The 11,718-nt window shown below is 72.2% G+C and carries 8 protein-coding genes; 2 read left to right on the top strand and 6 right to left on the bottom strand.

The window, feature by feature from the left end:
• Positions 1-25: 25 nt before the first annotated feature.
• On the bottom strand, positions 26-1,525 hold the full coding sequence (locus ACZ4RZ_RS05110; RefSeq protein WP_467742151.1) for a DNA-binding protein NsdB: 1,500 nt from the start codon (positions 1,523-1,525) through the stop codon (positions 26-28).
• 233 nt (positions 1,526-1,758) lie between these two features.
• On the opposite strand from ACZ4RZ_RS05110, the gene ACZ4RZ_RS05115 reads away from it, so the two are divergent.
• Together ACZ4RZ_RS05115 and ACZ4RZ_RS05120 are read left to right on the top strand one after the other, a co-directional pair.
• The gene (locus ACZ4RZ_RS05115; protein ID WP_467742153.1) at positions 1,759-2,901 is read left to right on the top strand and encodes an aminoglycoside phosphotransferase family protein; all 1,143 of its coding nucleotides are present in this window, start codon (positions 1,759-1,761) and stop codon (positions 2,899-2,901) included.
• 293 nt (positions 2,902-3,194) lie between these two features.
• Positions 3,195-5,174 (top strand): N-acetylmuramoyl-L-alanine amidase, encoded by a 1,980-nt coding sequence (locus ACZ4RZ_RS05120; RefSeq protein ID WP_467742155.1) that lies wholly within the window; start codon positions 3,195-3,197, stop codon positions 5,172-5,174.
• Between the two features lie 705 nt (positions 5,175-5,879).
• Here ACZ4RZ_RS05120 and ACZ4RZ_RS05125 read toward each other — a convergent pair.
• The 5 genes from ACZ4RZ_RS05125 to ACZ4RZ_RS05145 form a co-directional block, all read right to left on the bottom strand.
• Positions 5,880-6,377: a hypothetical protein gene (locus ACZ4RZ_RS05125; RefSeq protein ID WP_467742157.1), complete on the bottom strand. Its 498-nt coding sequence runs from the start codon at positions 6,375-6,377 to the stop codon at positions 5,880-5,882.
• Positions 6,378-6,480: 103 nt separating this feature from the next.
• A complete protein-coding gene (locus ACZ4RZ_RS05130) occupies positions 6,481-9,372 on the bottom strand; it encodes an ATP-binding protein (RefSeq protein ID WP_467742159.1) in 2,892 nt (963 codons plus the stop codon).
• A gap of 145 nt (positions 9,373-9,517) precedes the next feature.
• On the bottom strand, positions 9,518-10,117 hold the full coding sequence (locus tag ACZ4RZ_RS05135; protein WP_467742161.1) for a CGNR zinc finger domain-containing protein: 600 nt from the start codon (positions 10,115-10,117) through the stop codon (positions 9,518-9,520).
• Positions 10,118-10,166: 49 nt separating this feature from the next.
• On the bottom strand, positions 10,167-11,069 hold the full coding sequence (locus tag ACZ4RZ_RS05140; protein WP_467742163.1) for a universal stress protein: 903 nt from the start codon (positions 11,067-11,069) through the stop codon (positions 10,167-10,169).
• Between the two features lie 391 nt (positions 11,070-11,460).
• Positions 11,461-11,703, bottom strand: a complete 243-nt coding sequence (locus ACZ4RZ_RS05145; protein ID WP_467742165.1) for a DUF397 domain-containing protein — start codon at positions 11,701-11,703, stop codon at positions 11,461-11,463.
• Between the last annotated feature and the right edge of the window lie 15 nt (positions 11,704-11,718).

The following is an 11,718-nucleotide window of genomic DNA, read 5'->3' on the forward strand; positions in this document are numbered from 1 at the left end:
ACCCGTATTGCCGGCACAGGCCCGCTCACGCCCGCGCACTGTTGCCGCCCCTGGGCTTCAACGAGCCGTTGGGAAGGGCGAGTTTGATCTCCTCACGTAGGTCTTGGATCTTCGGATAACTGGAGTACTGCCCGGTGAGCCGGTACATCTCGCGCAGCCGGTCCCAGGTGCGGTGGGAGGAGTTGGCCCCCATCGACGTCAGTGCCAGTCGCGCGTAACGGTCGGCCTGTTCGGGGTCGTCGGCGATGAAGCAGGCCGACGCGAGTGAGATGTGGTCGAAGATCTTCGACCGGTCCCGGCCCGATTCGCGCAGCTTCAGTGCCTCCTTCGCATGGCGTTGCGCGGTGGCCGCCGCGTCGGGCTCGTGTTCGGCGAGGGTGCGGTAGGCCAGCGCCTGCATGCCGTGCATGTCGGCCTCGTCGAACAACTGCATCCAGCTGGGCGGAGGTACGTCACCCCGGTCGGAGACGAACAGGTCCTCCGCGTGACCGAGCGTGCGCCGCATGGCCTGGCCCTTGCCCATGGACGCCTGTGCCCAGGCCTCGATGGTGTAGAGCATGGCCTTGGTGCGGGGCAGCACCTCGTCGCCGGAACCGGACTTGGCGAGCTTCATGAGGTCGAGTGCGTCGTCGGGCCGGCCCAGATGCACCATCTGGCGAGCCGCTCGGGAGAGCGCCTCCCCGGCGCGGGGCCGGTCACCGCCCTCTCGGGCCGCGTGGGCGGCGATGACGAAGTACTTCTGGGCCGTGGGCTCCAGGCCGACGTCGTGCGACATCCAGCCCGCGAGGACGGCGAGGTTGGCGGCGACGCCCCACAGGCGCCGCTGCAGATGGTCAGGGTGTCGGTAGGAGAGCATGCCTCCCACTTCGTTGAGCTGGCCCACCACAGCCTTGCGCTGCAGCCCGCCGCCGCGGGCCGCGTCCCAGGCCCGGAACACCTCGACCGAGCGCTCCAGTTCCTCGATCTCCTGCGACCCGATGGGGGCGGCCTCGTAGCGGTCGAACCCAGCGGGGTCGGCGTGCAGGGGATCGTCGAATTGTGGAGCGTCGGCCGAGAGGGCCGGATCGGTGTGGAGCCAGTCGTGCATGGCCGTGCTGAGTGCGGATCCTGCGGCGAGCGCGGCACCCGCGCCCACCAAGCCGCGTCGGTTGAGCATGAGGTCCATTCCCGTGAATTCGGTGAGGACCGCGGCGGTTCGCTCGGGCGCCCACGGCACTCCGTCGGGATGTTCCGCATTCCCGCCGCCCTGCCGTTTCCCCACGCGCCCGTGCCGGACCAGACCGAGGTCCTCGATGGTCACGACACGGCCGAGATGCTCGGTGAACAGAGCCGCCAGCACCCTCGGCACCGGATCGCGCGGGATCTCTCCCATGTCGATCCAACGCCGCACCCGCGAGGTGTCGGTCGCCAGTTGGGGGTGGCCCATGGCCGCCGCCTGTCGGTTGACCATCCTCGCGAGTTCGCCCTTGGACCAGCCGGCGAGGCCGAACAGGTCCGACAGGCGGGTGTTGGGTTGTCCGTTCACGTCAAGCCCCCAGGTTCTCGGCTGATTTGACAGTAACCGCCTGTCAGTTGCTGAGCGACTATTCGCCAGGGTTCGCCAGGGTGCGCCAGATGGTGTGCCACTGGGCATCGGGTGTCAGGTAGGAACGCGCCACCCCGACCCGGTTGCCCCAGGGACATTCCCCAGGGTGCACCAGGGCGGCCGGGGCGGGTAGCGCGGCAACTTGCAGGCACACGAAGGGATCTGTATCTCCCATGTACACAGCATCGTCCTCCGTGTCCGCTCCGCCCCGGTCGCTGCACCCCCGCCCGGTCGGCGGCGGCCCCTACCTCGACCCCGCGCGCCCGGCGGCGGCCCCCGTGCTCGGCGCCGGCAGGACGCGGCGCGTTCCGGGGGTCGGAACCCAACCGCTCAGCGGGAGACTCGACTTGTCCGGCCCCCAGGGCGCGCAGCTGCGCACGGCGATCGCGTCGGTGCACCGGATCTGCCCGGAGTTCGCTCCGGTCCAGGTGCTGCGCCGCAGCGGACGCTCCGTGCTCCTCGTCGGCACGACGGGGCGCAGCACGGCCGTCGCCAAGTGCTTACTGGACCACTCCCCCATCTGGACCGAGCGGATCCGGCATGAAATAGCGGCATACCGCTCGTTCGTGCGGCACCGGCCGCCGGTGCGGGTGCCGCGGCTGATCGCGGCGGATCCGGACAACTGCACGCTGGTGATCGAGCGGATGCCGGGCCGGGTGGCCGCTCTGCAGCGGCATCCGGCGGAGGCCCCGCCCCGCGCGGACATCCGGGCTGCGCTGGGCGCGATCTGCCGGCTGAACGCGTGGCGGCCGGCGGCGGGGACGTTCGACGCCCCGCTGGACTACGCGGAGCGGATCTCCCGATTCCATGAGCTGGGTCTGCTCACGGACCGGGACATGGGCGATCTGCAGAAGCTGGTGCACGGCATCGCCCACTCGGCGGGCCGGCAGGGCATGGGCCAGTTCTGTCACGGCGACGCACTCCTGTCGAACATCCTTCTCTCACCGGCCGGTCCAGTGCTGGTGGACTGGGAGCACGCGGGCTGGTACCTGCCGGGGTACGACCTGGCGACGCTGTGGGCGGTCCTCGGGGATGCCCCGGTGGCCCGGCGACAGATCAGCCAGCTGGCGCAGTCGGCGGGGCCCGCGGCGCGCGACGCCTTCCTGGTGAACCTGATGCTCGTCCTCACCAGGGAGATCCGTACGTACGAGACGGCGCTGCAGCGTTCGATGCACGACACGACCCCGGCGGCACCGGGACCGGCCCACCCGGGTGCTGCGCCGTCCGGCGAGGAACAGCGGCTGCTGCTGAGGCGGCTGCACGACGACTGCCAGTTGGCCCGGCGGGCCGTTCGAGCGGCGGTCGGCACTCGCTGACGGGGACGGAGGTCCGCGGTTGCGCCAGGGACAGGGGCGCACCGCGGACCTTCGTCGTGTCCGGCGCCCCCGCCCCGCGAGCCGTGCCCAGGCGTCCCCCGTTCGGGTTATTGGTCCACTCCACTGACGCCCCGCAGGCCGGGCTACCCGCGCCACGAAAACCCTTTCACCCACCGCTGACATGGGAAATCGCCCGCTTCTGGGCATGATTGACGGATCGTCGGAGAGCGGGTACCACTTACGCACGATCGGCCCGCACGCCCCATCGCGCTCGACCGTCCCAGGAGGCTGCATTGCGAGGATCCGCCACCGACCCCAACGCCACCGCCGGGCACAGACGAACGCGCAGAACCGCGCGAGCCGTCGCCTCCGCGGCACTGCTCCTGCCATTGCTCGGCGCGGCCCCGTCCGGCACCGCCGCGCCAGCCTCCTCGACACAGTTGCAGCGGGCCTTCGCCAACGCGGCAGCCGAGTACCACGTGCCGCAGAGCGTCCTTCTCGCGGTCTCCTATCTGCAGTCCCGCTGGGACGCGCACGCCGGTGCCCCGAGCGTCAGCGGCGGCTACGGCCCGATGCACCTCACCGACGCCCGTACGGCGATCGCCGGGGCACCGCACCACAGCGAAGGCGCGGAGGACGCCCGCGGCGACAGCTCGCGTGCGCCCCTCCTTCCCGACGCGAAGGTCCCGGAGAACTCCGAACTCCCCGCCCGGCTCAAGACATTGACGAAGGCGGCCGAGCTCACCGGCCTCTCGGCGGAGCAGCTGCGTACGGACGCGGCCGCGAACGTCGAGGGCGGCGCCGCGCTCCTCGCCGCCGCGCAGCACGACCTCGGCGAGCCGCTCAGCGACGACGCGGCCGACTGGTACGGGGCGGTGGCGCGCTTCTCGGGCGCGGACGACAGCGCGACGGCGGCGACATACGCCAACGACGTGTACGACGTGATCCACGAGGGCGAGGAACGAATCACCGACGCCGGACAGCAGGTGGCACTCGCCGCCCAGCCCGAGGTGAGCCCCGACACGACACAGCTCCGGCGGGCGGGACTGCGCGCGGCCTCGACCGATGGCACGGAGTGTCCCGAGAGCGTGGCCTGCGAGTGGGTTCCGGCTCCGTACGAGGAGTTCGGCGAGGGCGACTACGGGAACCACGACCTCGGCGACCGGCCCGGCTCGCAGAGCATCAAGTACATCGTCATCCATGACACGGAGGGCACCTGGGACGGCGTCCTGAAGCTGGTCCAGGATCCGACCTATGTGTCGTGGAACTACACCCTGCGCTCGACCGACGGTCACATCGCCCAGCATGTGAAGGCCAAGGACGTCGCCTGGCACGCGGGCAACTGGTACATCAACGCCAAGTCGATCGGGCTGGAGCACGAAGGCTTCCTCGCCTCGCCGGACGCTTGGTACACCGAGGAGATGTACCAGGCCTCGGCGCGGCTGGTGAAGTACCTCTCCAAGAAGTACGCCATTCCGCTGGACCGGCAGCACATCATCGGCCACGACAACGTGCCTGGTCCGACGACGTCGACCATCCCCGGCATGCACACGGACCCGGGCCCGTACTGGGACTGGCAGCACTACTTCACGCTGCTGGGGAACCCCCTCCACCGCACCACGAAGCAGGGCGGCGGGCTGGTGACCGTGCTGCCCGACTTCGACAAGAACCAGCCGGTGTACACGGGCTGCGTCACCAAGGGCGAGCCCTGCGCGGCGCACGGCTCCAGCGAGGTGCGGCTCTACTCCCAGCCGGACGAGACCTCACCCCTCATCAAGGACATCGGTCTGTACCCCAAGGGCGACGCCTCGACGATCGACGTGAACGATGTCGCCTCGCGCGTCTCCACGGGGCAGCGGTACGCGGTCGCCGACCGCGACGGTGACTGGACGGCGATCTGGTACCTGGGGCAGAAGGCCTGGTTCAAGAACCCGGAGAAGCAGCCGACGGCGGTGAACGCGTCGGGCTCGGTCATCACACCCAAGGACGATCTCAAGGAGATCCCCGTCTACGGGCGCGCCTACCCGGAGAAGGAGGCCTACCCGACGGGCGTGCCCGTCCAGTCCATCTCGCCCCTGCCCTACAAACTCCTCGCAGGCCAGAAGTACGCGGTCGGCGACAAGGTGCCGGGCGAGTACTTCTATGCGCCGACCTTCGACACGGCACCGCACAAGGTCGTGATCGGCACGGACATGTACTACGAGATCCAGTTCGGCCACCGGGTGGCGTTCGTGCGGGCCGCGGACGTGAAGGTGATGCCCTCGCAGTCGTAATGGCGGGGCCGGTCCGCGTGCGGCGGGCCGGGTCCGGGGCTCTTCAGCCTCCGGACCCGGCCCGATGTCACCAAGTCCGACGACAGTCGGCCGTTCGGCAGGGCACGCTGATCCCGTAGTCCCGGCCGAACGGGCGCCTCGCCCGTCGTGCCGCAGGCGATCAGCGACGGCTCGCGCTCGCACGTGGTGCGGGTGACGAGTACGGCCACCACGGTGCTGCTCGGCCGCAAGAACTACCAGGGCTTCGCGGGGTTCTGGCCCGCCGTGGCCGACGACGACAACGCAGACCCGCGCGGCCGCACGTTCGCGCGTCGGCTCAACGAGGTCCAGAAGGTCGTCTTCGCAAGGACGCTGAAGCAGGTGGACTGGGACAACGCGCGCCTCGCCGCCGCGGCCCCGGGCGCCACCGTCAAGCGGCTGCGGGGCAGGAGAGCGGCGACATCATCGTGCTCGCCGGGCACCAGCGTCATCCGGCAGCTGCTCGACGCCGGGGAGCTGGACCGCCTCAGCGTCACCCTGTGCCCCGGAACTCATCGGCGGCGGCGGACGCCTGTTCGCCGACGGGTCGACCGCGACCTCCTCCTGGTCGCCGGCCTCCACGAGCACCACGGACACGGGCGCGATCTGCCTCCTGTACGACCGGATCCGCACCGCCCCGTGACGGCGGTGACGTTCCGGGCCCCCGAAGAGGCCTCTGCGGGACGCTCAGCCCTGCTGGAAGAGCTCCGAGGGCAGGGGCTTCAGCAGCGCGTAGAGGTCGTCGGTGATGGGGCGGTCCCAGGCGGCGATGGTCACCAGGACATTGTCGCTGCGGTCGAACTGCACACACGAGATGCGGGTCTCGGAGAGCTTGAGACGGCGCACGATCAGGAGGTTGTCGCCCTGCATCACCGGCATGTCCTCGGTCCCGGTGACGGTGACCTCCTCGTCGTTCTCCAGCGCGAGCAGCAGCTGGGCCACCTCGAAGGGGACCTCGCCCTCGGCGACGTCACGGGCCGGGGAACCCTCCGGCAGATTGCCGATGATCATCGCGGGGCCGCGGCCGCCGAACAGGTCGTAGCGCAGGAAGACGCCCTGGCAGCTGCCGTCGGGGGCGGGCAGCAGGCCCGCGCCGAGATTGCCCGGCCAGTCGCCCGGATCCATGGCCAGAACATCGAAGTCGGGCCCGGCGGGCGTGGCGCTGCGGCGGCGGAGGAAGGACATGCCGCAATGGTACGTGCACGGGCGTGAACCGGGCCCCGGGGGCGCCCCGTCCGAGCGGCCGCGAGCGGGCCGCACCCCCGTGTCGGTGACCGCCGGTCCCCGGCTACCGCGCCACTTGTTCGCCCAGTGCGGCGCCGAGTCCCGTGCGGTCCGTGCCCACCTTCCGGTAGACCGCCGACAGGAGGCGCACGACGGTCGGCTCGTCGGTGTGGAGCTCGTCGGCGATCTCGGCCGTGGCACGGCCCCGGACGGTGAGCGCGGCGGCGGCGCGCTCGCGGGCCGTCAGCGTGTCCGTCTCGGTACTGTGCAGCCGACGCGGCCGCAGCCCGGCGGCGGCCAGCTCGTCGCGGGCTTCTTCGACGAGCCCGTCGGCCGCGCACTGGACGGCCGCGTCGAGCCCCCGGTAGAGGTGTTCGGCGGCTTCCTTGGGGCGTCCTGCGCGGCGCAGTTCGGTGCCGAGCGCTACCAGGGCGCAGGCGAGCTCGTACGCGGCCGGGGAGCGCTCCAGATGCCCGACGGACTCTTCGAGGAACTTGACGCGGGCCGAGCCGGAGGCGACATCGGCGGCGGCGCGCAGTGCCTGGCCGATCGCGGAGGGGGTGCCGTACTGGCGGGCGCGGTTCACCGCTTCGAGTGCCGTGGTGACGGCGCGCTCCGGAGCGTCGTGGCTCTCGGCACGGGCGAGGTGGAGCTGCCAGGGGCACCAGGCGGGGTTGCGCATGCCGCGCGGGTCCAGCCGGCGGCCGGCCGCGGCCAGCTCGGCGGCGGCGTCCTTGGTGAGGCCGCGGGCGAGCAGCAGTTCTCCGTGCACGGTCTGCGCGTCGGGGAAGGTCACGGCGGCCGGGAAGGGCGCGCAGAACGCGTAGTCCTCGCCGGTCCGCGCGGCCTCGGCGACCCGGCCGCGGGCGACCAGGATCTGGATGAGCGTGGCGACGGCGTACCAGTGGACGGGGGTGCCGGGCCCGACGCGTTCGGCGAGCCGGAGGCCCGCGCGGACGAAGTCCTCGGCCTCGGCGAGCCGGCCGCGGCGGTAGCGGACGTAACCGAGGATGGTGTACCCGAAGGACAGGTGGGCGCCGTGCCAGCCCTGGGCCTCGAAGTCGGCGATCCCGGTGGCGAACAGCTCCTCCGTGCGCCCCGGCCGATCCGCGTACATGAACGTGAGCGCGACCAGGACGGGCACCTCGAAGCCGCGGTCGGCCTCGGCCCAGCCGAAGCCTCCGGCGAGGGCGCGTTCGGCGTGGTGGAGGGCGATGTGGGCGGGTTCGCCGCGCAGGGTGGCATCCCAGGCGCGCAGGCCGATGACGTACCGCTCGGTGAGGTCGCGGCCGGTGAGCCGGTCGGCGAGGCGGGCCAGCCGGCGGGAGCGGGCGGGCGAGTCGGGTTCGTCGGCGCGGAACGCGTCCCACATGAACTGCTCGGACTGCATGCGCAGCCGCACCCGGGCGTCGCCGGTCACGCGGATCTCACGGGCTAGCGTCTCCGAGGCCTCGGCGAGGCGGTCGCTGTGGGCGAGTACCTGAGAGAGGCGGTAGACGATGTTGTGGCGCAATTCCGGCTCGGCGATGGGTTCTTCGAGGGCGGCGCGCAGATGGTTGACCGTGGTCGCCGGTTCGGTGAGCAGGGAGGCGCAGCCCAGTTCGTACAGGACGGCGGCCCGGTCCTTGAAGGGCGGCGGTTCGCGCAGGGCGCGGGCCAGATAGCGACGGGCGGCGTCGGGTGCTCCGGCGCGGAGTGTCTCGCGGGCGGCGGCGCGCAACTGCTGGACGATCCAGACATCACCGTCGGGGTGCGTCTCCAGGAGGTGGCGTGCGGCGGCGGACGGGCCGAGGCCTGCGTCGACGACACACCAGGCGGCCTGGCCGTGCAGCGCGACGCGGACACCGCCGGGTATGGCGCGGTAGACCGCGGTGGCGATGAGGGGGTGGACGAACTCGAGGATGTCGGCGCCGGTGAGGATACGGGCGCCGCGCAGGGCGTCCGCCGCGTCGGCGGCCTCCTCGGAGCCGAGACCCGCGACGGCGGCGGCGAGCGCCGGATGGATCTCGGTGCCGAGCACCGCGCAGGCCCAGGCGAAACGGACGGTGGACGGGCCGAGGCGTTCGAGACGGGCGATCAGGCCACTGCCCTTGACGGCGGCCGCCAGGTCGCGCAGCAGGTGCGCTCCGGCCTCGGTCGGGGTCAGTCCGCGGTCGCGGACCTTCGCGGTCAGCTCGACGGCCTCGAAGGGGTTGCCCGCGGTGACCGCCCAGCACTCACGGCAGAACGCGTCGTCGGCCTGGGTGCCGAGATCCTCCCGTACGAGCCGGGCGACGGCCGCCGCGCTGAGCGGTTCGAGGTCGATGGGGCGCTGGCCCGCGCGCCCCGGCAGACTCCTGAACGCCTCGGCGTGGTCGGGGAGTTCGTCGGGCCGGTAGGCGACGACGAGCAGCAGCGGGAGTTGCTCGGCGCGCGGCGCGAACGCGGCGAGCCAGCTGAGCGACTCCGGGTCGGCCCAGTGCGCGTCGTCGAGGACGAGCACCATCGGGGCGCGCTGCACCGCGAGATGCGTGAGCACCCAGTCGAGACCGTCGCGCAGTCCCTGCTGGTCGGGCGGGGCGCCCTCGGCCGGCGCGCACAGGCCGAGCGCGGGGCCGACGATCGCGTACCAACTCCCCAGCTGGGTCCGGAGTTCGGACTCCGGGGATCCGGCGAGCTGCGGCTGCAGGAGCTGGCGGGCGACGTGGAAGGCGACGCGCTGCTCCTGGTCGCCGCCGCGCGCGGAGAGCACGGTGCAGCCCTTGGCGGCGGCTAGGCGGCGCACTTCGGCGAGGAGAGTGGTCTTGCCGATTCCGGCACGGCCGGCGAAGGCGAGGAGCGCGCCGCGTGGGCGATCGGGTGGCTCGCCACCGTCCCTGTGCAGTCCGGTGAGCTCGTTCAACGCCTCGTCGGCAGCGGCGAGTTCACTCTCGCGCTCGAAGAGCGTCCGTCGACTTCGTAGGCTGCGCTGCCCCATGATGCACCCCCTGCCACGGTGGTGCAGCCGGCGCGGGGAGCAGGTGCGTACCGTGACCTTCAGGCACCTCAGCGTACGCCCGGAGCGAGCCGACGGTGCCCGTTCGACCACTTCTGACCGGAAGGGTCGGACAACGACTCGCGGCCTACGCGGACTTCTTGTGCCGCTCGTGGTGCCGGGCGACCCGGGCGCGGTTTCCACACGACGGTTTGCACCACTCCTGGCGCGGGTGCTCCTTGATGAAGTACCGCACGCAGCGCGGCGCGTGACAGGCGCGCAGACGTCGCTGGTCGGGGCTCGCGAGGAAGGCCGTCGCGGCGCGGGCGAGGACGGTCGCGAGCGGAATGTCCCCGCTCGGGGCCTCTTCGCGTACGACGGGGTCGGCGTCGTCGTCCCAGACGAGGACGGGAACGGTCGCGGCGAGCGCGGCCACCGCGTTGAGGCGCTCCACGGCCTGCGGTACGGGGAGCAGCCGGGCGGCGTCGGCCGGGCTCGGCTCACCCGGTCGTACGGCGCGGGCGAAGAGGGCACGGACGGCGGCGCGGAGGTCACGAACGGCGGTCAGCGTCGCCGGATCGGCGACGAAACGGCCGGCTCCCGGCAGCGTGTCACGGTGCGTGTGGACCCAGGCGGTCAGCCCCGCGGGGTCGGCGAGATCGTCGGCGACCCCGCCGTGTCCGTCGTGCCGGATGGTCAGGGCGAGGTCCAGGGCGAGCCGCGCGTCCCCGCTGATCGAGTCCTCCATAGTGCTAATGATAGGTTCATCGACTTCCATTAGCGTACGCGGAGGTCACTCACTCTTCGGCGGCCGTCGGCGGCACCACCGCGACCGGGCTCGCCGCGTGCAGGAGTACGGCCTGAGTGACCGAGCCGATCATGCGGGCGGGTGCGAGGAGGCGGCGCCGGTGGCGGCCCACGACCAGTAGTTCTGCGTCTTTCGAAGCCGCGACGAGGTGGCCGGCCGCGTCTCCCGGTGGCACGTAGAGATCGACTTGGAGATCGGGGTGTCGTTCGCGGTGGGGGGCGACGAAACCGTCGGCCAGATTCCGGGTCTCGCCCTCCACCGCGTCCTGGTCGAGGGTGGCGGGCGCGAAGTCACCGGGCACGGCCCACGTCGGGTCCGGCCAGGTGTACGCGGCGACCACCTGGACGCGGGCGGCGCGCAGGGCCGCCTCCTCGAACGCGAAGGCGAGCGTGGCCTCGTCCGGGCTGTCCACGTGGAGGCCGGCGACGACACGCGGCCCCGGCTCGACCGGGGCTGCGTCGGGCACCTCGCGTCCGGGGCGCGGCACCACGACCACCGGGCAATCGGCGTCGCGCGCCGCGGCCATCCCGCTGGAGCCGAGCAGCAGGCCGACGAAGCCACCGCGGCCCCGGGAGCCGAGCACCAACAGCTGGGCGGCGGAGCCGAGTTCGGGCAGCACGGCGCCCGGGGAACCCTCCAGAGCGACATACTCCGTCGCCGGCAGGTCCGCCCGGCCCGCCAGGTGGGTGCGCACCTGGTCGAGCACATGGTCGTCGGCCGGATCCGGTGGTCCGGCGACCAGGACGTCCGGCTGTCGCCAGGGCGCGTACTGCCGCACATGCACCACACGCAGCGGAGCCCGGCGCGTCCTGGCAGCCGCGAGCGCCCAGTTCAGGGCGCGCAGCCCGTCGTCCGATCCGTCGACCGCCGCGATGACCGGCAGGGTGCTCATGAAATCCTCGCCTTCGGCACGCCCTTGATCTTCCTTGGGCCAGCCTGACTCAAGGACGGCCACAGGACGGGCCGGCGGGGCGTGTGTCCGGAAATCCGGAGGATCTCGTCGCGGGTGCGGGCGGCGGGGCGGCAGAGGGCGCGGAGGGCCCGCACGGCAGTCGGCCATCACGGCGCGGAGGGTCCGCACGGCAGTCGGCCATCACGGCGCGGAGGGCCCGCGCGGCAGTCGGCCATCACGGCGCGGAGGGCCCGCACGGCAGGCGGCCATCACGGTCACGACGGTCGCGCGACCGACCGCCGCCGGGAAGGGCTGCCGCGGCACGTCCCGAGGTCGAGGCCGCCGCCCCTCCCCCGTACGCGGGAGGCGGGGCGGCCCGACCGCTGTCGGCTCAGGTCAGATCGAACTCGCCCTCTCGGGCCCCCGATACGAACGCGCCCCACTCCGCGGGTGTGAAGATCAAGGAAGGGCTCTCGGGCCGGCCACTGTTGCGCATCGCGATGAAGCCCTCGACAAAGGCGATCTGGACGTCTCCCCGCCCTCGGCTGCTGGACTGCCACTCGGCGTTGCTGAGGTCCAGATCCGGCTTGTCCCAGCCCTTGAGCGGGTGCTGCTCGATGGTGCTTTCGGCCACGTCCGTGCTCCTCCC

The organism is Streptomyces sp. NPDC027189 (assembly GCF_055566975.1).